Origin of the sequence: Nonlabens sp. SCSIO 43208 (assembly GCF_050703575.1) — a bacterium.
Lineage (GTDB): Bacteria > Bacteroidota > Bacteroidia > Flavobacteriales > Flavobacteriaceae > Nonlabens > Nonlabens tegetincola.
Map to the genome: position 1 here is coordinate 780,964 of NZ_CP065365.1, position 24,149 is coordinate 805,112.

Sequence of the window (24,149 nt, forward strand, 5' to 3'; positions counted from 1 at the left end):
ATTTGTTCAATATTAATTATTTGTAAAGCAATTATGATTGAGTTGTATAAAGAGTAACTTTGTTTATATATGAAGAAAAAGAAATCACGAAAATCAAAGACCAAGTTTCAAAACTTAAGTCAGAGTGTTCTCAATATTTTAAAAAACGAACCCAATAAACTATTTAATTACAAACAGATATGCGCCAAACTAGGAATAAAAGATTCTAGTGGCCGCAATCAGGTAATTAAAAAACTACATCAATTAAAAGCTAAAGACAAGATTGAAGAAGTTGATCGTGGTAAATTCAAGATCATTAAAGCAATTGATTATTACACGGGAATTCTCGATGTAAGCTCTCGCGGCACCGGTTATGTTATAACCGAAGAATTACAAGAAGACATAATGATTCCTAAAAGATCCATCGGTCAGGCACTTGATGGTGATCAAGTTGAAGTCTATGTCTATCACCGTAGACGAGGACAACAACCAGAAGGTGAGGTTACTAAGGTACTACAGCGCAATAAAACAGAATTTGTGGGAACTATTGAAGTTCATGAAAAATTTGCATTTGTAAATATTGCAAACCCAAAAATAACTACAGACTTCTTTATTTCTAAAAGCAATATTAATGGTGCCAAGGATGGTCAAGTTGTACTAGTCGAGTTCTTAGAATGGAACGATAAACAAGATTCACCTAATGGTAAAGTAAAGGATATTCTAGGTGATCCAGGTGAGCATGATACTGAGATTCATGCCATTCTAGCGCAATACGGTCTTCCTTATGAGTTTCCTATCGAGGTTGAAAAGTTCACTGAACAGTTGGATAAAACCATAAGTAAGCAAGAAATTAACAAGCGTCGTGACATGCGCGAGGATCTCACCTTTACGATAGACCCTAAAGATGCAAAGGATTTTGACGATGCCTTATCATTTAAAGTCTTAGAAAACGGTAATTATGAAATAGGAATCCATATTGCCGATGTTTCTCACTACGTTAAACCAGGAACTGTTCTCGATGATGAAGCCTATGAACGTGCCACATCAGTATATCTAGTAGATAGAGTAGTACCCATGTTACCTGAAGTATTATCAAATGGTGTGTGTTCCTTAAATCCTCATGAGGACAAACTATGTTTTTCTGCAGTATTTGAATTAGACGATAAAGCAGTTATCCACAATCAATGGTTCGGTAGAACAGTTATTCACAGCGATCAGCGATTTGCTTATGAAGAAGCGCAACATATCATTGAAACGCAACAGGATGAAATACCTGAAGATATCTCGCTTTCGCGAAAGCGTACAAAAATACCTACTCTTATTGTTCAAGCCACTCTTAAACTTGATGAACTTGCTAAAATCATGCGAGCAAAGCGCATGCAATCTGGAGCATTGAGTTTTGATAAGACTGAGGTTAAATTTGATCTCAATGAAAACGATGAGCCAGTAGGTGTGTTTTTTAAAACCTCTAAAGACGCTAATAAATTAATTGAAGAATTTATGTTATTAGCCAATAAAAAGGTAGCAGAATTTGTAGGAAAGCGTACCGCAAAAAACGGCGATAAAAAGACCTTTGTTTATAGAATACATGATGAACCCAATGATGAAAAGCTTAATGCCCTTGCAGGCGTAGTAAAGAAATTTGGTCATCAATTAGACTTAAGAGATCGTAATAGAGTAACCTCATCACTTAATAAACTATTACATGATGTTAAAGGTGCTAAGGAGCAAAACATGGTTGATACCCTAGCTATACGGTCTATGTCAAAAGCTGTTTACTCTACTGATAATATTGGTCACTATGGACTAGCCTTTGATTATTATTCTCATTTTACGAGTCCTATAAGACGTTATCCAGATGTGATGGTTCACAGACTTTTACAACATTATCTAGATGGTGGAAAAAGTGCCGATGAAGAAGTGTATGAAGTAAAATGTGATCATTCTTCTAACATGGAAATGCTTGCTTCAAAAGCAGAAAGAGATAGTATCAAATACATGCAGGTCAAATACATGAAAAACCATGAAGATGAAGAGTTTTTAGGAGTTATTTCTGGTGTGACCGATTGGGGTATATATGTGGAGATTATTGAAAACAAGTGTGAAGGTATGATTAGGTTAGGTGATCTAGACGACGATAGTTATGAATTTGTTGAGGAAGATTTTGCTGTTGTAGGTAGACGTACTAAAAATACCTATACACTAGGTGACGAGGTTTATGTCAAAGTTAAAAACGCCGATTTAGTCAAGAAACAATTAGATTTTTGGATGGTTGGCAGTAAAGAACAGGTAGAATCCTAATGAAAACGAAAATTTGTCATACTTGTCAAAAAGATGACAATGTGATGTATCGTATTCAATTTTCAGGAAGTAAACAATGGGTTTTTTGTTGTAAATCTTGTACACAACATCATCAATCTGATATTAATTACCGTTATGGAGGCACCTGGAAAGGCAACCGTCATTAATAAAAATGCATTTAATTATGTAGTTAATCGATATTAATTGTATTTAATCTAATATTACTAGTCAGTATAATTCAATTTTAAAAGTAATCTAGAACTGGTAGATATTTGTATTGTAATTGAGAGTGGTTACTTAGTTACAACATTTTCATGGTTTTATGAAATAGAATATTTTCAATTAAGAAAGTTTTTTGGTTGGTTAGTAAAATCCCGTTATCCTCTTTAGGATGCGGGATTTTCTTTTAAAATTAGTTATGCATGCATAATAGTTTGGCACGGGTTTTGGAAAGATTTAGTTGAAGGTTATTAAGAGTAATTTTCATAAGTTTTTTGGTTGGTTAATGAAACAGCAGTCTTTTAGGCTGCTGTTTCTATTTATACAAACTGTAACATATTTATTTTTTGATTGTCTGTACATAAAATAACAATCATGAAATTTATAGTAAGCAGTGTAATAGTATTCTTCTCGGTAATAATAGTAGCCCAAAATCCTATTGAGGAAGACATGGGAAATTTTAATACAATAAAAACATTTGACTTAGTCAAAGTCAATTTAGTGAAATCTGATGTTAATAAACTAGTCATAACAGGTGAGGATGCTCAGGACGTAGAGTTTGTTTTAAAAAATAAAACTCTTAAAATCAGAATGAAAACAGAACGAATTTTTGATGGTCAAAATACCTTTATACACGTATATTATAAAGATTTACAAACTATTGATGGTAATGAAGGATCAGTCATCGTAGTTAATGAATTAATGACTCAAAACAATCTTGAAATCAAAGTGCAAGAAGGAGCTAGGGTAGAAGCTGGTGTTGCGATTGAGCATTTGGATATAAGGGCAGTAACTGGTGGTATTGTTTCTTTAACAGGAGCAGCAAAAAACCAAAATATTGTTGTTAACACAGGTGGAATAGTTGAAAACGCAGGTTTAAAAACTGATGATTCTCGAGTTAAAATACAAGCTGGTGGAGAGGTTGAAGTGTATGCGAGTAATTACGTGAAAATTAGAATTAATGCCGGTGGCGATGTAATGGTATACGGTAATCCAAATAATATTAATAAGAAAACTGTATTTGGAGGTCGTATTGAAATTGTGGAATAACGACGTTATATCGTTCATTAAACTTTAGTTTTCTTAACTATCATTTGATAAGCCTTGGGTTATCTATTATTTTTGAGCTATAACTGATTTGTTATATGCTAGAAGATATATATAGTGCTATCCCATTAGGTTTTGGTATGGCTTTTTTAATAGGGCCAGTGTTTTTTGCCTTATTAGAAACAAGCGCCATAAAGGGTTTTAGAGCTGCTCTAGCTCTTGATATAGGAGTCATACTAGCTGATATCATTTTTCTTCTAGTTGCTTATTTTATGACCTCTAGTATTTTAGAAAAATTAAAGGATGATCCTGCATTATACATTTTTGGTGGTAGTATTTTATGCATTTATGGAGTAATTTCCTTTATAAAAACCAAGAAAACATACCTTAAAGAAGTAGATAAAGGAGTTTTAATCGTACAGAAGAACAATTATTATTCCCTGTTTATCAAAGGATTTTTACTCAATTTTATCAATATTGGCGTTTTAGGTTTCTGGTTGGGATTGATTGTAGTATTTAGTCCTCAACTAGAGAATGATGAAAATCGTATACTGGTATTTTTCAGTACTGTTTTACTTACTTATTTCATTGTAGATTTATGTAAGATAGTATTAGCAAAAAGTTTAAATAGATACTTAACTCCACTTAGAATATTTTGGTTAAAAAGACTAATCGCTATTGTCATGTTAATATGTGGAGCAGTATTGATTATTAAAGGTGTATTTCCTCAAACCACAGTTATAATAGAAAATCAATTACCAGAATTACCACATTAAAATGAGATGGATTGCTTACGTATTAGGAGTTCTTGCAATTGGTTTTTTACAATTTATTTTATTTATAATTTTTGTTCCTGACTCTTGTGCGTACCACACACAATCGGACGAAAGACCCTTTTTAATTAAATATTGTTATGAAGGTGTTCATCCAACTCCAAATGTTTTAAATATTGTATTAACGATAGTAATCGGGCTGGCATTAGGTCACTTTATCGCAAAACGTATTCAATAAAAAAATCCCCAGTAATTACTGAGGATTTTTGAGGTGCCAAGCGGATTCGAACCGCTGTAGTAGGTTTTGCAGACCCAAGCCTAGCCACTCGGCCATGGCACCTTGTGGACGGCAAAAATAGTAAAAAAGAACAGTTTTTAGGATATCAATCGATAAAATCTAAAAAGCTGTTATTCTTTATCTACTTTCTGACATTTCAATGATTACACTTTCAACGTCTCCACCTATAGGAGGATTTATTTTAGCTACTTGTACAGTAGCTTGTTGAACTAGTGGTTCTTCTTTAAAAATTCTATCTAGTATACGTTTTGCAACTTGCTCCAGTAATTTAGATCTTATTGCCATTTCCTCCTTAATAATTCTATTAAGGGAAACATAATCTACTGTATCTTTAAGGTGATCGGTTTGCGCACTTTTAGTTAAATCGGCACTTATTTCTAGATCCACTCTATAATCGCTACCTATACGTTCTTCCTCGTCTAGACAGCCATGGTTAGTAAAAACTCTAACGTTATTCAATTTAATTTTATGCATAGGGCAAAGATACATACCATTACTTATCTATAAATCTTAACTTTGCTTATAAAATAACATAGGGATGAGCGATAAAAAGCCAGCTAACTTTATAGAAGAGATAATTGAAGCAGATCTTGAAAACGGATTAAATCCAGATCATTTAAGATTTAGATTTCCACCAGAGCCTAATGGATTCTTGCACATAGGACATGCTAGTGCAATTTGCTTAAATTTTGGGTTAGGAGAGAAGTATAACAAACCAGTAAACTTAAGATTTGATGATACAAATCCTGCTAAAGAAGAATCTAAGTTTGTTGAAGCTATTCAAAAGGATATTGAATGGTTAGGTTATAAATGGGATAACCTATGTTACGCATCTGACTACTTCCAACAACTATATGATTGGGCTATACAGCTTATTAAGGAAGGTAAAGCTTATGTTGATTCTCAATCAAGTGAACAAATTGCTGAACAAAAAGGTACACCTACACAACCTGGAACTAATAGTCCTTATAGAAACCGTAGTATAGATGATAATTTAAAATTATTTGAATCTATGAAAAATGGTGAATTTGGCGAGTCTGAGCATGTACTAAGAGCTAAGATTGATATGGCATCTTCAAACATGCTTATGAGAGATCCTATCATGTATCGCGTTGTGAACAAACCACATCATAGAACAGGTAATGATTGGAAAATTTATCCCATGTATGATTGGACGCATGGAGAAAGTGATTATTTAGAACAAATAACTCACTCATTCTGTACTCTTGAATTTTTACCTCATAGAGAGCTTTATAATTGGTTTCTTGACCAAATAGTAGATAAGGATAAGATACGCCCTAAACAACGTGAATTTGCCCGTCGTAACGTCTCTCATACAGTAACTTCAAAACGCAAACTTCAAAAACTCGTTGATGATGGAATTGTTTCAGGTTGGGATGATCCTAGAATGACCACTATTTCTGGAATGAGAAGAAGAGGTTATCCAGCTCAAGCAATCCGCAATTTTGCAGATTCTATAGGTATTGCAAAACGTGATAATCTAGTTGACATGAACCATTTAGAGTATTTCGTAAGAGATTATCTAAATAAAGAAGCTGACCGAGTGATGGCAGTTCTGGATCCAGTTAAATTAGTAATTACTAATTATCCTGAAGGTAAAGAAGAAATCTTACAAGCCGAAAATAGTCAGGAAGATGCATCTAGAGGATATAGAGAAGTACCTTTCTCAAAAGTACTTTATATAGAACGTGAAGATTATAGGGAAGAAGCAAATAAGAAATTCTTTAGATTAAAGAATGGAAAAGAAGTAAGACTTAAAAATGCCTATATTATTAAGGGTGAAGGTTGTGTAAAAGATGAAAATGGTGTCATCACTGAAATACATGCAACCTACGATCCAGAATCAAAAAGTGGTAGTGGCACTGAGGCTAGTATGCGTCGCGTTAAAGGAACCTTACACTGGGTAAGTGCAGCCCATGCTGTACCAGTTGAGGTAAGATTATACGATAGGTTATTTAATGTTCCACAGCCAGACGCAGATAAGGATGTGGATTTCATGCAATTCGTAAATAAAGAATCATTAAAAACTATCACAGCGTTTGGTGAACCAGCTTTAAAAGACTTAGAAGTAGGGAAAACGGTACAATTCCAGCGTATGGGTTATTTCTCAGTTGATAGGGATAGTACTTCAGCGAATCGAATTTTCAATAGAACAGTAACTCTAAGAGATACATGGGCAAAAATTGATCAATAGTTTTTCTTATAATTTGCTTCCTTTGACATGAACTTCATGATTCATGTCTGCAGTCGCGAAAACATACCTCATAAAAGCATAATCGCTAAAAAGTCATTCAGTAATGGATGGCTTTTTTGGTTATAAATTGTATGATTTTAACAAAAATTGATAAATATTATATAGATTTTATGCTTTTTCATTGAATTAATCAAAATGCTTATATATCTATTAACGCTGTAAGCTGTAGGAGTAAGGTACATTTGTAATAACAAACAAATCAAAAAAAATATTACTATGGCAAAGACAGGAAATACGATTATAGCACTTGCAGCAGGAGCTGCTCTAGGAGCAATCGCAGGAATTTTATACGCACCAGAAAGCGGTAAAAAAACACGTAAAAAATTAAAAAAAGAAGCTATTAAGGCAAAAGATACCTTTACAGAAAGTGCTCAAAGAACCTATGAACAAGTAGCAGCAAAAACTTCAGAAGTTCGTGGAACAGTAGGTGAAAGGATAGAAGAAGCACTATCTACAGCTAGTTATAAAGCAGATGATGCTATTGTCGCACTAGAAGAAAAACTAGAACAACTACGTACACAAAACGCCAAATTACAAAAACCTAAATCGGTAAGCGGAGCGGTAAAAAAAGCTAAAGCGACTGTATAAAAACTAGATTTTGAGTTCTATTACAGACCAAATACAGGAATTTCAAGAGGCCAGTAAAAGCTATATTGAAACTACAATTGAATTTCATCGTTTACGATTATTCAAAGGTCTTACGTTGTTTTTAAGTAGCAGTGTTCACAAGCTTTTAAGTATTCTATTTATAACATTATCAGCGATCTTTTTAAGCACAGCAGTAGCCTTTTTACTAGGTGAAATATGGGAAAGTTACGCAATGGGCTTTTTTGCTGTAGGAATCTTCTACTTCATCATCTTTTTATTAGTTCTATTGTTAACTAAGAAGAAAATTGAAACTAATGTTATACAACGTACAAGTAAGAAATTTTTTAATTAAATATTCATGAAGGTTTACAATAATTTTGACGAGATAAATAAGGAGCTTAACGTTCTATCGTTACGAAAACAAATTCATGAAGAAACTATGAAGTTAAAAATAAATGAAGTTAAGGAAGAATTGAGTGCAGTTTCAATTGTTACTAATATGATATCGTCAATTGCAAAAAAAGCGGTAGTTTTAAAAATTGTAAATAAATTTTTAAGTCGTTAAATGAAAATAGGAAGTATCATTTACTTCATTCTTACACTAATAACACTTATAAGTTCCTCTTACTATTTTTATCTGATCTACGTGAGACATCATGAATCAGAAAATATATATCTAGTAAGTGGAATTTTTAATGTCATACTATTTTTCTTTTGTCTTTTTTTATGGATAAGAGAAATAACAAGAAAAGAAAAAAGCGAGACTAAGTAGTCTCGCTTTTATTTTTCAATCCAATAACTCTATTCTAAAGAGTCTGTTTCTTTAGAGCCTTTATTTTTATTAGAGCTTTGTTTTTTCATTTGCTCACCAATTTGGGCACTTGCAGTAAAGCTAGCAATCATGTTGTTAAGCATGTCGCTTCCTGCCTGTGGTGAATTAGGTAACAAAATAAGATTAGAATTTGTCTCTTCACCTATAGATTGTAACGTATCATAATGTTGAGTTACGACTATTAACGCACTGGCTTCTTGTGAATTAATTCCTACGTTATTCAATACATCAACAGATTCTTCAAGTCCTCTAGCGATTTCTCTTCGTTGATCTGCGATACCTTGACCTTGTAGTCTTTTTGATTCAGCTTCCGCACGTGCTTTAGCAACGATTTTAATACGCTCTGCTTCCGCTTCGTATTCGGCAGCTACCTTTTCACGTTCCGAGGCATTAATACGGTTCATAGCGGCTTTAACTTGAATATCTGGATCGATATCAGTTACAAGTGTTTTAATAATGTCGTATCCATAATCCAGCATAGCCTCATTAAGTTCTCTTTTTACCGCAATTGCTATATCATCTTTCTTTTCAAAAACGTAGTCTAATTTCATTTTTGGAACTTCGGCACGTACCACGTCAAAAACGTATGATGTAATTTGATCATGAGGATTTTGAAGTCTATAAAACGCATCATAAACCTTATCTCTAATTACTTGAAATTGAACTGATACTTTTAGTCTAACAAAAACATCATCTTTGGTTTTGGTTTCGACAACTACATCTAGTTGTTGAATACGTAAATTAATCCTTCCAGCTACACGATCGATCACTGGAATTTTTAATTGTAATCCAGAATGACGCATGCTAGTAAATTTACCAAAACGTTCAATTACGGCTGCTGTTTGTTGTTTAACTGTAAAAAAAGCGCTCAATAAAATAATAAGAGCGATAACTCCTATAACGATAGGAACAATGGGAATTAATGGTAGTGTAATCATATTGTATAAAGTAAATGGTTATGTAAAGGTAAGTGCTTATCTTGAGAATTTTAAAGGGCAATTGCCTTATAAAAATTACTCAAATAGTAACATATCTATATTATAGGTAGTATGTTTATGTCCTTTGTTACAATTATGAAATACATTCTCCTTTTTTTGGTTTTTATATCTGGATATTACATTCAAGCACAACGATACACACCTATAAATTATCTAGGGATAGGAGTAGAGGCTACTTCTTACCGTTTAGATATTGATGATCTATCGGTAGATAGTAATTTAGGATATAAATTTGTTCTTGAAACACGTGGTCAAATAAGAGATGATTTTGATTTTATTTATTCATTAGGTGTTTACAATCATAACTTTTCAACTAGAGAACTTTTGACAAATCAAGAAATTGAATTTTCTCAATTAGGAGCAGAGCTTAATTTTCTTTTTGCTTGGAAAATAGCACAGAGTAATCATTTTTCTATTGAATTAGGTCCATCGTTACTATTTAATGGCGATTATAAATTGAAAGATGAATCTGCTTTTGAAAATTCCCAGATAGGATCTTTATCTAATACCATCACCGTGTCTGAATTTCAAAAAAATAATCCATTTAACGTTAATGGAGTAATTGGATTTTCTACTGGAGTTACCCATTTTAGATTAATGGCACATTATCATTATGGTTTTCTCAACAATTTATCAGGACAAGATAATCTTGGTAATGATTTAGAAGGTAAGGCCCGTTTTTACACTTTTGGACTGCGATTTTACTTTTAAAGTTATTTATAAGAAAAAACGATACTTATTCAAATAAGTATCGTTTCAATCAATAATAAGTATTATTTATCTTTTTTTATCCTAATATAGATATAGCAGTTTTTAACCTAGAAATCGTCTCATTTTTACCTATCATAGAGGCTATTTCAAAAACATCTGGACCCATTAGACTACCTACTAAAGAAAGTCGCATAGGCATCATTATTTTACCAAATCCTAGTTCGTTGCTTTTCATCCATTCTTTAATTGAATCACTCAATCCAGATGCGGTATCATCATCAGTTTCTTCAATGACCTCAATTAACTGATTCATTAAATCGCTAGTAGATTCTTTCCAAGCTTTTTTAGCATTTTTCTCATCAAATTCTTTCGGCGCTTCAAAAAAGAACCCTGCAAGTTCAAATAGATCATCTAAAAACACTGCTCTTTCTTTCACTAGACCAACTACTAGATTAACGTAATCCTGTGATCCATAGTTAATATTTTTTGATTGTAACGCTTTCGCGAAAGCGGCACCTATAACAGCATCATCTTGTTCAACAAAATATTGTTGCTGGAACCATTTTGCCTTATCTGGATCAAACTTGGCGCCTGAACTATTTACTTGAGAAAGATCAAATTGTTCTATAAGTTCATCTAGTTTAAATAATTCTTGTTCGGTTCCAGGATTCCAACCCAAAAAGGCTAGCATATTTATAACCGCGCTAGGCAGGTAACCATCTTCTCGGTATCCATTGAAAGTTTCATTTTCCTTATCATCATGCCATTCTAATGGAAATACAGGAAAACCGAATTTTGCTCCATCTCGTTTACTTAACTTCCCTTTACCAGTTGGTTTAAGTATGAGAGGTAAATGAGCAAAAGATGGAATTTGCCATCCAAAGCTTTCATACAGCAATACGTGTAATGCCATACTAGGTAACCATTCTTCACCGCGTATCACATGTGTGATTTGCATGTTGTGATCATCCACAACATTGGCTAGGTGATAAGTAGGCATACCATCACTTTTAAATAAAATTTTATCGTCTAATAGACTGGTATCTATTTGGATTCCTTTACGTATCTCATCAAATAAACCAAGGTTTTTTATTTGTGGTTTAAACCTTATTACATAGTCCTCACCGTTATCTAGTCGTTGTTGTACTTCTTCTGGTGTAAGTGTAAGTGAGTTGGTAAATTGATCTCGAGTTGTGTGATTGTAGATGAAGTTCTTCTTTTGAGACTCTGCGGTAGCGCGTGCTTCATTCAATTCTTGCGCTGTGTCAAATGCATAATAAGCAGCTCCTTTTTCAATAAGTTCTAGAGCGTATTGCTTATAGGATTCTTTTCTTTCACTTTGTCTATATGGACCAAAGTTACCTTCTTTTCCTATTCCTTCATCAAATGGAATTCCACACCAGTTTAAAGCATCTATGATGTACTGTTCTGCTCCTGGAACATATCTGTTTTGATCGGTATCCTCAATCCTTAGGATAAATGCTCCTTTATGTTTTTTTGCAAATAAGTAATTGAATAATGCGGTTCTCACTCCACCTATGTGAAGTGGTCCAGTCGGGCTAGGGGCAAATCTTACTCTAACTTCTTGACTCATTTTGTATGCAGTTTTATAGGCTGCAAAGATAGTTAGTCTAAAGAGAGTAAATAGTTAGGTTTTAGGTAAATTACTGTGTGGCCAGTTTAACCATTTCATGTGGAACATGTTTATTAACTATAGAAAACCATAACGGTGGAATTGTTGCTATTACCATCATAGTAGGATATCCATAAGGTAATTGTGGACTTATATCGTGATAATCTAATACTTGATACTTTTTACTCGCTCTATAATGATGATCACTATGTCTTGTTAATTCGTATAGTAATATTCTACCTAATGCGTGATTGCTATTCCAACTATGTATCTCTCTAACAACCTCATACCTTCCTGATTTTTTTCTTACTCTTCTTAATCCATAATGTTCTAGATAATTTATTATTTCCAATAATGAAAAACCTACTATTGCAATTGCAATTGCAAGTAGGGTAGTGGACCAGGAAAATACAATACCTACAGTTACCAAATAACTCATTTGAATTAAGGTATACCATAGCATATCATTTTTTACTGAAAAAATGGAGTAATTATTTACCTGCCTTAGTTTACGTTGTATGCGCCATGCACTTATATATTGTTGAGTTACCGATCTCAACCAAAATTTGTATAAATTTTCATTATATCTAGCTGTTGCAGGATCTTCGGGTGTAGCAGCTTGCAAATGATGGTGATGATTGTGCTCTATATAAAAATGCATATAAAGACTAGGTAACAGCAATATCTTACCTAGAAAGCGTTCCCAACTTTCTTGTCTATGACCTAATTCATGAGCAACATTAATCCCGTTACTTCCTGCTACAATACCACAAGATAAAATTAATCCAACTACCTCATAAGTAGTTAAAAAAGAATTATTGAAGGTATAAAAAGCATACACTAGCGTACCAAATACGATAGGAACATTAAGCCATAATAACAAATCAAAAAACTTATTAGCAGTTTTAGATTCTTTTTCACTGTTTGATAAATTCTTTTTTAATGATGGCATCCATAATTCCAGCAAAGGCACTATTCCAAAAACAACAATCGGTGTTATAAATAACCAATATCCTTTTAGAAATATTCCTAGCACACAGAAAACAGGAATTAGATAGGCAGCTAGGTATTTTAAGTCTTTCATTCTAGTAGGGTTGAGTTTGCCTAAAGTTATAACAAACTTTAATTTTTACAATAGGTCAATATTTGGGCACTATTTATGTATGAAATACGCTAGTAAGTCCACTTATTAAATGAATATGAACAATTTAAGGCTTATTCCTATCTTTACAAGTCTAGATGATGAAAAGGTGCTATGACTAACTTTCAAATAATACAAAAGAAATTAACTCAATTTATTAGTAAGTACTATCGTAATGAATTGATAAGAGGAGTCATTCTTTTTGCTGCTCTTAGTTTGTTGTATTTTCTATTTACTGTGGTAATCGAGCATTTTTTATGGCTTAGTACTGTAGGACGCACCATATTGTTTATTCTATTTGTAATTGTACAATCTTTTTTATTGTTCAAGTTTGTAGGTATTCCTTTAGCTCGTTTATTCAAGCTTTTTAAAGGAATTGATTTTAGGGATGCAAGTACCATTATAGGAACTCATTTCCCTGAGGTATCTGATAAACTTGTAAATGTTTTACAATTACATAAAAATGGAGGTGACGATGAATTGACGTGGGCAAGTATTAATCAAAAAAGTGAAGAACTTAAACCTATACCTTTTTCACTTGCCATTGATTATAAAAAGAACTCCAAGTATTTAAAATATTTAGCTATTCCGCTTGTTATAATTGTAGGACTTTTCTTTACTGGTAATGATGAGGTGATTACAAAAAGCGCATCACGTGTAGCCGATTTTAATAACGAATATATTCCACCTGCTCCTTATTCATTTAAATTACTTAATGATGATTTAAGTACATTACAAAATCAAGATTATAAAATTAATGTTCAAGTTGTAGGTAAGAAATTACCTGAATCTGTTTCTATAAGCTATAAGGGTCAAAATTATTTTATGAATCAAGATAAAAACGGTAATTACAGTTACGTTTTTAAAAGACCTAGTAGTGACATCGACTTTTTCTTTAATGCAAATGAGGTTGCAAGCCCAAGTTATCAACTCAAGGTAGGTGCTGTACCATCTATAGATCAATTCAATATGGTGTGTAGATTTCCCTCACATATAGGTCGTACCTCTGAAACTATTAAAGGTACAGGTAACGCTCTTTTACCAGAAGGTACTCGCGTGCAATGGATCTTGAATACCAGCAATACTCAGGTAGTAGATTTCATTAACGGTGATGATATTTATAGTTTTAAAAAGCAGGATAATCAGTTCGCTTTCGCGAAAGCGATATCACAACCTACTTCATATGCTATTTCCACCTCTAATTCTAATACCAAAAATTACGAGACACTCAATTTTAAAATCGATGTTGTAAAGGATGAATATCCTGAATTGAAGGTGGAAGAAAAGGTCGATTCTTTAAACGACCAAATAAGATATTATAAAGGTCAGGTTGTGGACGACTACGGCATTAAAAAGATAGTATTGAACTACTATATTCAAGATGATCCTGCAACCGTTAAGAAATTAGTGATAAGTAAAGATAGAGGATCCTATGAAACGTTTTTATATACCTTTCCTCAAGGTCTTGAACTATTAGAAGGTAAACGTTATGAATATTATTTTGAAGCTTTTGATAATGACGTGGTAAATAACTTTAAAAGCGTTAAGTCTCAGGTCTATGGTTATCGAAAAATAACCAATAATGAACAGGAACAACGTGAATTACAAGAGCAAAAGGAATCGTTAGAAAGTATAGAGAAATCCTTAATGAATCAGGAAAAACAGCAGGAAAAACTCAAGGAATTAAGTCGTGAAGCGGTTGAAAAGAAAGATCTAGATTTCAATGACCGCAAAAAACTAGAACAGGTCTTAGATAAGCAGCAGAAGCAGGAACAGTTAATGAATAGACAGTTGGATCGATTAAAAAACAATTTGGAAAAATCCATAAGAGAAGAATCAGAAGAAAAGGAGGCACTAAAAGAACGAATGGAACAAAGTGCCGATCAAATCAAGAAGAATGAAGAACTCTTAAAAAAGATCCAAGAGTACAAGGACAAGATGCCGCCTGCTGAGCTAAAGGAACAATTAGATAAAGCACAACGCAACTCAAAACAACAGCAACGTAGTCTTGAACAATTACTAGAGTTAACCAAACGATTTTATGTCAAGGAGAAATTCAAGCAATTAGCCAAAGATTTATCTCAAATAGCCTTAAAGCAGAAGAAGGCTGCAGATGTTGAATCTTCAGAACAACAACAAGATAGTTTAAATAAAGAATTCCAAGAATGGAGAAAGGAACTAGAGGAACTTGAGAAGGAAAATACTAATCTTAAACGTCCACATAAGTTAGAGTTTGATCCACCACAAGCTGATGATATCGAGCAGGATCAAAACGATGCTAAAGAAAATATTGAATCTAAAGAATCTCAAAAGGCATCATCCAAACAACGTAGTGCTGCAGATAAGATGAAACGATTATCTCAACAAATGGGCAATCAAATGCGCAGCATGGAAAAGGATCAAATGATGGAGGATGCGGAAACCTTAAGACAAATTCTAGATAATTTGATAGGTTATAGTCTGGAGCAGGAAGCTTTAATGGACCAAGTTTCTTTGATAAATAGAAATAGCCCAAGCTTTGGAAAAAAACTAATAATGCAAAAAAAGTTGGAATACACCTTTGAGCATGTAGATGATTCTTTGTTTGCTTTAAGTAGCCGTAATCCGAAGGTTGGTGAAGAAATAAATTCTGTTATCACCGATATTCATTATGGTATAGATACAAGTATGGAGCAATTGGCAGAGTTCAAAATAGAGCGCAGTTTAATTGCGCAACAAGAGGCGTTTTCAGGTGCCAATAAATTAAGCGCTATGTTAAGTGATGCCATTGATAATATGAATGCTTCTGGATCAAGTGGTCCTGGACAACCAAGTCCTGGTGAAGGCGGTGCTGGTTTTCAACTTCAGGACATTATACAGCAACAAGAAAGCTTAAGTAAAAAAGGTAAAGGAGATAAATCAGGAAATCAAGGTCAACAAGGACAACAAGGTCAGCAAGGTCAGCAAGGTCAATCGGGCAATGCTGGTGAAAATGGTCAAAGCGGTCAAAGCGGTCAATCTGGTAGTGGTGGTGAGCAAGGTGAAAACGGTCAGTCTGGTAAAGGTGGTGAGGACGGACAAAGTGGTGAATCTGGCGTAACAGGTGGTTCGTCAGGTAATGGATCTGGTGGTGCTTCCGGTCAATCAGGTAAAGATTCAAATACGGGCGAATCTGGTTATCGGGAGTCTGAGTCTGAAGCAGAACGCATTTATGACATATATAAAAAGCAAAAGGAGCTTAGGGATCAATTAGATAACATGATTGAAAATAGTGGTATTAAATCCAAGGTAGAATCTATTACCGATAATATGAAAGCGGTCGAGCGTAAGCTGTTGGATCAGGGTTTTGATAGAGAGGTCGAGGATCTTATGCTACGAATTCAGCACGACTTATTAAAATTAAAGGATGCTGGATTATTACAAGGAAAACAAGAAGAACGTAAGAGTACTACAAATCGTAATAGTTTTAATAATGAGACTAATAATAAGCTTCCAGATGCCAGCAACTATTTCAATAATAAGGAGATATTAAACAGACAAGTATTACCTTTGCAGCCGCTTTTTAAGAACCGAGTTAAAGAGTATTTTAAGAATGATTAGTTTTCACTATCAGAATGATTTTGAACCTTTGAATAACGTAGTGTATAATAAATGGCTCTCAGCCGTTATCGCTTCTGAAAACAAAGCGTTAGATAAAATTGATTTTGTTTTTTGTAGCGATGATTACCTGCATGAAATGAACAAGCAATACCTGGATCATGATACTTTTACCGATATAATAACTTTCGATTATTGTGAGGAAAATAGATTATCAGGTGAAATATACATAAGCACTGATCGAGTTGCTGATAATGCTCAAGTTTTTAATGTGAACTTTGAGCAAGAATTGCACCGCGTTTTGGTTCATGGAATTCTGCATTTATGTGGTTACAAGGATAAGTCACTTCAGGAAATTGATTTAATGCGTTCAAAAGAAGAAGAAAAAATGAATATGTTTCACGTGAAACATTAATGCTATGTTAGGACAAGAATATGATGTAATAGTTGTAGGTGCTGGACACGCTGGAAGCGAGGCCGCAGCTGCCGCCGCAAATATGGGAGCAAGTACTTTACTTGTAACTATGAATCTTCAAACAATCGGGCAGATGTCTTGTAACCCTGCTATGGGTGGTATTGCAAAAGGTCAAATTGTTAGAGAAATTGATGCTTTAGGTGGTTTAAGTGGTATCGTTAGCGATAAAAGTGCTATACAGTTTAAAATGCTTAATCAATCTAAAGGACCTGCAATGTGGTCGCCGAGAACTCAGAACGATAGAATGCGTTTTGCAGAAGAATGGAGATTACAATTGGAAGCTATTCCTAATCTAGACTTTTACCAAGAAATGGTATCGGGTCTTATTATAGAAGGAGATAAAGTGGTCGGTGTTAGAACCTCTTTAGGTCTCGAGTTGCGATCAAAAAGTGTGGTATTAACTAATGGAACCTTTTTAAATGGTTTAATTCATATAGGTGAAAAACAATTTGGAGGTGGTCGTGCAGGTGAACGAGCTGCTACTGGAATAACACAGGATTTGGTTGATCTAGGTTTTGAAGCAGGTAGGATGAAAACTGGAACTCCACCTCGTGTTGATGGGCGTAGTTTGGATTACTCAAAAATGATAGTTCATCCAGGTGATGACATTACAGGTACTTTTAGTTATTCTGATAAGACTACACCTTTGACTAAACAAAGGGATTGTTATATGACTTATACAAGTCCAGAGGTTCATAATTTGTTACGTGAAGGTTTTGATCGTAGTCCTATGTTCAATGGTAGAATTCAAAGTATAGGTCCTCGTTATTGTCCATCTATTGAAGATAAAATTGATCGTTTTGCCGATAAGGACAGACATCAAATTTTTGTTGAGCCGGAAGGTTGGGATACGGTTGAGGTCTATGTAAATGGTTTCAGTACTAGTTTACCTGAAGATGTTCAGTTTAAAGCGCTGCGTTCGGTTGCAGGTTTTGAAAATGTTAAGTTCTTTAGACCAGGATATGCAATCGAGTATGATTACTTTCCACCTACTCAATTAAAACATACCTTGGAAACCAAAATCGTAAATAATCTATACTTTGCTGGTCAAATTAATGGAACCACCGGTTATGAAGAAGCTGCAAGCCAAGGATTAATGGCTGGTATTAATGCGGTTTTAAAGATTCGTGAGGAAGAGGCGTTTGTGCTTAATCGTGACGAGGCGTATATAGGTGTTTTAGTAGATGATCTGATCACAAAAGGTACTGAAGAGCCTTATAGGATGTTTACTTCAAGAGCTGAATATAGAACACTTTTACGCCAGGATAACGCAGATTTACGTTTAACTCCTCGTGCTTATAAACTTGGAATAGTTAAGGAGGATGCAATGCGTAGGGTAGAAGAGAAGCAAGAGAAGTCTAAACAAATGATTGATTTTCTTGAAAACACTAGTTATAATTTTAAAGAAATGAACGAAATTCTGGTGGAGAAAGGTTCTGCGCCAGTGAAACAAAATGGAAAGTTGTATAAAGTTTTTTCTAGACCTCAAATTGATTTAAGTGATATGTTGCGTGTTAATGAGGTTGCCAGCTTTATTGAAAAAAACGATATTAATAAGGATGTTCTTGAACAAGTGGAAGTTCACGTTAAATATGCTGGTTACATAGAGAAGGAAAAAAACAATGCAGATAAGCTTCATAGATTGGAAAATATTAGAATTCCTGAAAACTATGACTACTCTCAAATTAAATCTTTGAGTTACGAGGCTAAAGAGAAATTGACTAAAATTAAACCTGTTACTGTATCCCAGGCTTCTCGTATTTCGGGTGTATCACCTAGTGATATTTCTGTGCTGTTAGTACATATGGGAAGATAGTTTCACGTGAAACATGATAGATTTTAACTTCAATAAATCAGTTTTAAGAACTAAGGATTATTTCTTTTCTAAAGAAAAATTTGAACTTTTTAAAGATGATACCACTGGTATTTTAAAAACGGTACCTCAACCTAAAGAGTTGTCGAAATATTATGAATCTGAAGATTATTATTCTCATGGTAATAATATAGAATCCTCTTTTTCCAAGATTTATAATGTCGTTAAGAGAAGAAATATTCAAACAAAAACTCGATTAATAACCAACGTTATTAATGAACATTTTGGCTCTTTTACAAACGTTAAAGTTTGTGATGTAGGTGCAGGTTCTGGTGAATTGGTTCAATCATTAATTGATAATAACATCTCTGCTTGTGGAGTTGAACCTTCTAAAAAGGCTAGAGATTTTGCGAAACAAAATTTAAGTTTGGCATTTCAACCTGATACTTCAATTTATGAAGAAAATTATTTTGATGTAATTACCATGTATCATGTTCTAGAACATGTTCCCAATTTGTCACAACAGATATTAGAATTAGTAAGATTATTAAAACCGGATGGAATTTTAATTTTGGCTTTACCTAATTATCAATGTTTAGATGCTAGGGTTTTTAAGGAACATTGGGCAGCTTACGATGTTCCTCGTCACACTTTCCATTTTTCCAAACATTCTGTAGAAATATTATTTAAAAGTAAATTCCGATTAGTAAATACAACTCCTATGTGGTGGGATAGTTTTTACGTTTCAATATTATCTGCTAGATATAAAAAATGGCCTATACCTTTTATTTCAGGTACACTGGTAGGATTTATCTCTAATTTGTCCTTTTTAATTACAAAGCAAGCCTCTTCACATCAATTCATACTTAAAAAACTTAAATAAGCACATTTTACAGAGCCTTTTTTAAGTTGCCTTACCCAAGGTATGGAGAGGAAGTAAAGTTTCTTAAACCGCTTAATTTAAAGCCACTTTCAATAAAGTCTAGTTATGATTTTTAATTTTAGAATAGTTTATGTTAATGAAACCCATAATAGGCCTAAACTCGTTACCCCAAAGTAAATGGCTATCCTAGAAGCACCTTCGTAATCCCTAATGATTCTTAATCCTATCAGTAGGATAATAAGTACTAATGATGATCCTATGAAAGTATATCTTGCGAAATCTAGAGTACCAGAAGAGTAAATTTTATAAAGAGCAAATAGGGCTAAAGTAGCAATTAAGACCTCGGCCAGTAGTATAAAGATAGTAATTATCTTAACTAATAGTTCTCCAAAATATTTAGAGTACAAATTGAGAAAGTCAAGCAAAGTTTCTTCCCATCTGTAGACTTTTTCATATGCAGAAATACAAAAAGTTACGAGTATAAAAATCAGTAGTAAAACTATTCCTGTGTTGTCCAATCAAATAATATTCTATTTGCAAGTATAAGTAATTTTAATCTTTTGAAAACAAAAGACTTAAACTATGTCCTTAACAAAATATTAAGAAGGGCCGTGTAAAATACGCGTCATACCTATAGCAAGATCCGTAAGAATAACCTTTCCATTTCCATTTCTTTGAATATGATAAAGTGAAGTTTCAATTTGTTCTTGGACCGCAATCATTCTGTTTCCAGTAATAAAAGGAGCAAATTTCTTAAGGTCAAATCCAGTTTTTGGATTCAAATACACGATACGATCTGCCTTGTAATTTAAAAGCATCGCTTGTCTAAAAAATTCAATAGCATAATTTAAAAAGCGTTGTTGCTTTTCTCTATTTAAGGAGGAAATTGCAGTAGCCCAATTTATCAGTTCTGTGATAGCGCTAGGTTTGGTCTTTGCTTGGTAAGCGGTTCTTACCCATTTAATCAAAAGCTCTTCAAATTCATTGTCCTCTGAAATATTAGATGCTAATTCAAGTGCTTTAAAGAAATCACCATTTGCTTGTCTAGCAATAGCTGTAGATTCATTTTCGTTTAAAGAATTCTGTAGTTGTAAGCCAGCAGTGATTACAGATACTGGCAATTTTGGAACTTCAATTACCTGACACCTGCTTATAATAGTATTAAGCATGCGATCAGTATTTTCTGCAACCAGCAGGATTACTGTATTTTTAGGAGGTTCCTCTATTAGCTTCAATAATTTATTTGCAGCTTCAGAATTCATTCTGTCTGCTTGCCACATGATTAACACCTTATAACCACCTTCATAGGATTTAAGACTTAACTTTTTCATTATAAGTTCGCCTTCACCTACCTTAATCTCAATATTTTTCTTCTCAAGATCAACGTATTTTGCCCATGCACTTATATTGCCATAAGGATGTTCTTTTACAAATGATCTAAATGATTTTAAATAATCATCACTAGTTGCCTTACTACCAGTTTCTTTGGTACTTGCGCTAGGAAATGAAAAATGTAAATCTGGATGAGCTAGTTGATCCATTTGAATATGGCAACTATCAGGATTTTTTTGACATAATATGGCTCTAGCATAAAAGATAGCTAGTGGTAGGGTACCACTTCCTGATGGCCCTACAAATAACTGTGCATGAGCAATACGCCCGTTTTCAACAGTACTTAATAAATGCTTTTTAATGTGCTCTAGTCCTAGGATAGATTCCTTCCTCATAATGCAAATATAAAGTTTAACGGCATCTATAAATTTATCTCTCAGATTATCCCTTTATATTTGTTTTTTTACAACATACTTACCATCGAATATGACAATTAACGATATCAATTTCAAAGACAAAAAGGCTCTAGTTAGAGTAGATTTCAATGTTCCGTTAGACGACAATCTTAATGTAACCGATACCACTCGTATTGAGGCAGCAAAAGACACTATCATTCATGTGCTAGAAAATGATGGTGCTGTGATTTTAATGTCACACCTAGGACGTCCTAAAAATAAAGAGAATGAATTTTCCTTAAAACATGTTGTAGAAAAGGCTAGCGACATTTTGGGAGTCCAGGTCAAATTTGCCGAGGATTGTGTAGGACAAAGTGCTATCCAAGCTGCTCAAGACCTTCAAAGTGGCGAGGTTCTTTTATTAGAAAATTTGAGATATCATGACGAGGAGAAAGCTGGTGATTCCGCTTTTGCGAAAGCGCTATCTCAATTAGGCGATGTGTACATTAACGATGCATTTGGAACAGCTCATAGAGCACATGCCAGTACCGCTATAATTGCACAGTTTTTTGAGGAGAAATGCTTTGGTTTTTTAATGAATCGTGAAATTGAAAACCTAAATAAAGTATTAGAAACCCCAGAAAGACCATTGCTAGCAATATTAGGCGGTGCCAAGGTCTCTTCAAAAATTACAGTGATAGAAAATATTTTACAAAAAGTAGATGATTTGATAATCGCTGGTGGAATGGCTTATACCTTTATAAAAGCCCAAGGAGGAAAAATTGGAAATTCATTGGTTGAGGACGATAAGCAAGAACTAGCTCTTGAAATTCTTAAAAAAGCACAAGAACACAATACACAAATTCATTTACCAGTAGATGTTTTAATGGCCGACGATTTTAGTGAAACAGCTAATAGAAAAGAGGCTGCCATTGATCGAATACCCGATGGTTGGATGGGATTAGACATAGGTGAAAAAACACAACAGCAATTCCATGATTTAATACAGCAAGCACAAACTATATTGTGGAACGGTCCTGCTGGAGTATTTGAAATGCAAGTCTTTGCTCAAGGAACCAAAGCACTAGGTGATGCTATTGCAGTAGCTACTAAAAACGGTGCATTTTCTCTTGTTGGTGGTGGTGATTCTGTTGCTGCAGTTAAACAATTTGGCTATGCCGATAAGGTGAGTTATGTATCAACAGGTGGTGGCGCTATGTTAGAATTACTAGAAGGTAAAACCTTACCTGGTATCGCTGCTATAGTAGACTAGTGACTATGGCAAGAATCTTGAATCAAAATCTATATGCGATCTAGAATATTAGGAACTTGTTTATCCATCATAGGGATGGTTATTTTACATGCACAGCAACCAGATTCGGTTGCTGTGAAAAGCAAGGTGTTTACCTATGAAGAATACAAACAAAAACAAAGCGTAAAAGATTCCCTTAAAACAGACTCTCTTAAAGCAGAAACAACCACAGTAACCAATACTGTTATTCCTATTCTTGAGGTAGAAGATGGATCTGGATTAAAGGAATATCCTGAGGTAGATGAGTTTGATGAGAAATTATTAGAAGAATTGTACAACAACGATTTGTACGATTATATGTATGATGATTTTGTAAATCTGGATGATGCAGCTATCGTTAAACAAGTAGTACCTACCGACACTCTAAAAGCAAGATTAAAACGCATTAATGCTACAACACCTTTTAACATAGAATATAATCCTATACTGGAAAAGCTTATCAATAAAAAGCTTAGTTATAGACGAGTTTATCTGGAGCGATTAATGACTTTAAGCGACTATTACTTTCCTATGTTTGAGGAGCAGCTGGATCAATATGACATACCATTGGAGATGAAGTACCTTGCAGTGGTAGAAAGTGCACTAGATGCCAAGGCAAAAAGTAGAGTAGGAGCTACTGGAATGTGGCAATTTATGTTTGCTACAGGGCGCAATTATGGACTCGAGGTAAATAGTTACGTTGATGAGCGCATGGATCCAGAAAAAGCTACCGTTGCAGCTTGTAAATTTTTACGTAGCTTGTATAATATCTATGGTGACTGGGACTTAGCTTTGGCTGCCTATAATTCTGGACCAGGTAATGTTAACAAGGCAATAAGACGTAGCGGCGGATATAGAAATTACTGGAATTTACGTCCCTATCTTCCACGTGAAACAGCTGGATATGTTCCAGCATTTCAAGCGATGTTATATCTGTTTACCTATGCCAGCGAGCACGGTTTTAAACCATTACAAAATGAACACAGATCTATAGTTACAGATTCTGTTCAGGTTAAAAAGATGATTGCTCTAGAACACGTGGCACAGTTCACAGATCAAGATATTGAAGTAGTTCAATTTCACAATCCTAGCTATAAATTGGATCTCATTCCCGTGGTTGAAGGACGTAAGTATTATTTAAGATTACCACTTAAAGCGATGTCTAAATTTGTGAGTAATGAGGATAGTGTTTACGCTTTCGCGAAAGCGGAATTTGATAAAAGAGAAAAACCATTACCTGAATTACTAAAGGCAGAAAGTCGTGTGGTTTATCGAGTCAAAAGTGGCGATTACCTAGGTAAAATTGCCAATAAGTATGGTGTGAGTGTGAGTAAATTGAAAAGATGGAATAATTTAAGATCTTCTAAATTACGGATAGGACAAAAATTATATATCCATCCTAGACGACCAGTTGCTACTATACCGGTCTCTCAGAACAATACCTCGACTACTCATAAAGTGAAAAGTGGAGATAGTTTGTGGACAATTGCTAGAAAATATGGTACTTCGGTACGCAATTTGAAGAAGCTTAATCCAGATAAAACCGAGAACTTAAAACCAGGTATGGTCCTTAAGTTGAAATAATCAAA

General features: G+C 34.0%; 21 protein-coding genes and 1 tRNA gene. 16 read left to right on the plus strand and 6 right to left on the minus strand.

What is annotated here, in order from left to right:
- The first annotated feature begins 69 nt into the window (after window positions 1-69).
- From rnr to I5168_RS03835, 5 genes are all read left to right on the plus strand, one after another.
- Window positions 70-2,280, plus strand: a complete 2,211-nt coding sequence (gene rnr / locus I5168_RS03815) for a ribonuclease R (protein ID WP_105017843.1) — start codon at window positions 70-72, stop codon at window positions 2,278-2,280.
- A complete protein-coding gene (locus tag I5168_RS03820; protein ID WP_179944142.1) occupies window positions 2,280-2,447 on the plus strand; it encodes a hypothetical protein in 168 nt (55 codons plus the stop codon). The genes rnr and I5168_RS03820 overlap by 1 nt, the downstream gene beginning before the upstream one ends.
- Before the next feature lie 427 nt (window positions 2,448-2,874).
- Window positions 2,875-3,549: a head GIN domain-containing protein gene (locus I5168_RS03825; RefSeq protein WP_431472463.1), complete on the plus strand. Its 675-nt coding sequence runs from the start codon at window positions 2,875-2,877 to the stop codon at window positions 3,547-3,549.
- A 95-nt stretch (window positions 3,550-3,644) separates the two neighbouring features.
- Window positions 3,645-4,322 carry a LysE family translocator gene (locus I5168_RS03830; RefSeq protein ID WP_105017845.1) on the plus strand — a complete coding sequence of 226 codons (678 nt, stop codon included), beginning with the start codon at window positions 3,645-3,647 and terminating at the stop codon, window positions 4,320-4,322.
- Window position 4,323: 1 nt separating this feature from the next.
- The gene (locus I5168_RS03835; RefSeq protein WP_167342781.1) at window positions 4,324-4,557 is read left to right on the plus strand and encodes a hypothetical protein; all 234 of its coding nucleotides are present in this window, start codon (window positions 4,324-4,326) and stop codon (window positions 4,555-4,557) included.
- 31 nt (window positions 4,558-4,588) lie between these two features.
- Here the strand turns inward: I5168_RS03835 and I5168_RS03840 are convergent.
- Together I5168_RS03840 and folB are read right to left on the minus strand one after the other, a co-directional pair.
- Window positions 4,589-4,659: transfer RNA gene (locus tag I5168_RS03840), tRNA-Cys, on the minus strand.
- Between the two features lie 75 nt (window positions 4,660-4,734).
- The gene (gene folB, locus I5168_RS03845) at window positions 4,735-5,091 is read right to left on the minus strand and encodes a dihydroneopterin aldolase (RefSeq protein WP_042276724.1); all 357 of its coding nucleotides are present in this window, start codon (window positions 5,089-5,091) and stop codon (window positions 4,735-4,737) included.
- Window positions 5,092-5,155: 64 nt separating this feature from the next.
- Here folB and I5168_RS03850 point away from each other — a divergent pair, with 64 nt between their 5' ends.
- From I5168_RS03850 to I5168_RS03865, 4 genes are all read left to right on the plus strand, one after another.
- Complete coding sequence (locus tag I5168_RS03850) at window positions 5,156-6,832, plus strand: glutamine--tRNA ligase/YqeY domain fusion protein (RefSeq protein WP_431472464.1); 1,677 nt, start codon at window positions 5,156-5,158, stop codon at window positions 6,830-6,832.
- A gap of 276 nt (window positions 6,833-7,108) precedes the next feature.
- Entirely contained in the window at window positions 7,109-7,480 is a 372-nt protein-coding gene (locus tag I5168_RS03855) for a YtxH domain-containing protein (RefSeq protein WP_338350015.1), read from the plus strand.
- Window positions 7,481-7,490: 10 nt separating this feature from the next.
- Window positions 7,491-7,832 carry a hypothetical protein gene (locus I5168_RS03860; protein WP_105017848.1) on the plus strand — a complete coding sequence of 114 codons (342 nt, stop codon included), beginning with the start codon at window positions 7,491-7,493 and terminating at the stop codon, window positions 7,830-7,832.
- 6 nt (window positions 7,833-7,838) lie between these two features.
- Window positions 7,839-8,045, plus strand: coding sequence for a DUF6327 family protein (locus I5168_RS03865; protein WP_431472465.1), 207 nt, complete (start codon window positions 7,839-7,841; stop codon window positions 8,043-8,045).
- Window positions 8,046-8,281: 236 nt separating this feature from the next.
- On the opposite strand, the gene I5168_RS03870 is transcribed toward I5168_RS03865, so the two are convergent.
- Window positions 8,282-9,250 carry an SPFH domain-containing protein gene (locus I5168_RS03870; protein ID WP_431472466.1) on the minus strand — a complete coding sequence of 323 codons (969 nt, stop codon included), beginning with the start codon at window positions 9,248-9,250 and terminating at the stop codon, window positions 8,282-8,284.
- 135 nt (window positions 9,251-9,385) lie between these two features.
- Between I5168_RS03870 and I5168_RS03875 the strand changes: the two genes are divergently transcribed.
- Window positions 9,386-10,021: a hypothetical protein gene (locus I5168_RS03875; protein WP_431472467.1), complete on the plus strand. Its 636-nt coding sequence runs from the start codon at window positions 9,386-9,388 to the stop codon at window positions 10,019-10,021.
- Window positions 10,022-10,097: 76 nt separating this feature from the next.
- Here the strand turns inward: I5168_RS03875 and gltX are convergent, their stop codons facing one another.
- Both gltX and I5168_RS03885 read right to left on the minus strand, forming a co-directional pair.
- Window positions 10,098-11,615 (minus strand): glutamate--tRNA ligase, encoded by a 1,518-nt coding sequence (gene gltX, locus I5168_RS03880; RefSeq protein WP_431472468.1) that lies wholly within the window; start codon window positions 11,613-11,615, stop codon window positions 10,098-10,100.
- A gap of 70 nt (window positions 11,616-11,685) precedes the next feature.
- A complete protein-coding gene (locus tag I5168_RS03885; protein WP_431472469.1) occupies window positions 11,686-12,738 on the minus strand; it encodes an alkane 1-monooxygenase in 1,053 nt (350 codons plus the stop codon).
- Between the two features lie 171 nt (window positions 12,739-12,909).
- Between I5168_RS03885 and I5168_RS03890 the strand changes: the two genes are divergently transcribed.
- The 4 genes from I5168_RS03890 to I5168_RS03905 are packed head-to-tail and all read left to right on the plus strand — an operon-like array spanning window position 12,910 to window position 19,542.
- Window positions 12,910-16,374: a hypothetical protein gene (locus I5168_RS03890; protein ID WP_431472470.1), complete on the plus strand. Its 3,465-nt coding sequence runs from the start codon at window positions 12,910-12,912 to the stop codon at window positions 16,372-16,374.
- Entirely contained in the window at window positions 16,367-16,786 is a 420-nt protein-coding gene (gene ybeY, locus I5168_RS03895; protein ID WP_167342775.1) for an rRNA maturation RNase YbeY, read from the plus strand. The genes I5168_RS03890 and ybeY overlap by 8 nt, the downstream gene beginning before the upstream one ends.
- A gap of 4 nt (window positions 16,787-16,790) precedes the next feature.
- A complete protein-coding gene (gene mnmG, locus I5168_RS03900) occupies window positions 16,791-18,662 on the plus strand; it encodes a tRNA uridine-5-carboxymethylaminomethyl(34) synthesis enzyme MnmG (RefSeq protein ID WP_431472471.1) in 1,872 nt (623 codons plus the stop codon).
- Between the two features lie 13 nt (window positions 18,663-18,675).
- Window positions 18,676-19,542, plus strand: a complete 867-nt coding sequence (locus I5168_RS03905; protein ID WP_431472472.1) for a class I SAM-dependent methyltransferase — start codon at window positions 18,676-18,678, stop codon at window positions 19,540-19,542.
- 599 nt (window positions 19,543-20,141) lie between these two features.
- On the opposite strand, the gene I5168_RS03910 is transcribed toward I5168_RS03905, so the two are convergent.
- Window positions 20,142-21,269 carry an ATP-binding protein gene (locus tag I5168_RS03910; protein WP_431472473.1) on the minus strand — a complete coding sequence of 376 codons (1,128 nt, stop codon included), beginning with the start codon at window positions 21,267-21,269 and terminating at the stop codon, window positions 20,142-20,144.
- A gap of 91 nt (window positions 21,270-21,360) precedes the next feature.
- Here I5168_RS03910 and I5168_RS03915 point away from each other — a divergent pair, with 91 nt between their 5' ends.
- A complete protein-coding gene (locus I5168_RS03915) occupies window positions 21,361-22,542 on the plus strand; it encodes a phosphoglycerate kinase (RefSeq protein ID WP_431472474.1) in 1,182 nt (393 codons plus the stop codon).
- 33 nt (window positions 22,543-22,575) lie between these two features.
- Window positions 22,576-24,144: a LysM peptidoglycan-binding domain-containing protein gene (locus I5168_RS03920; RefSeq protein ID WP_431472475.1), complete on the plus strand. Its 1,569-nt coding sequence runs from the start codon at window positions 22,576-22,578 to the stop codon at window positions 24,142-24,144.
- The last annotated feature ends 5 nt before the right edge of the window (window positions 24,145-24,149 follow it).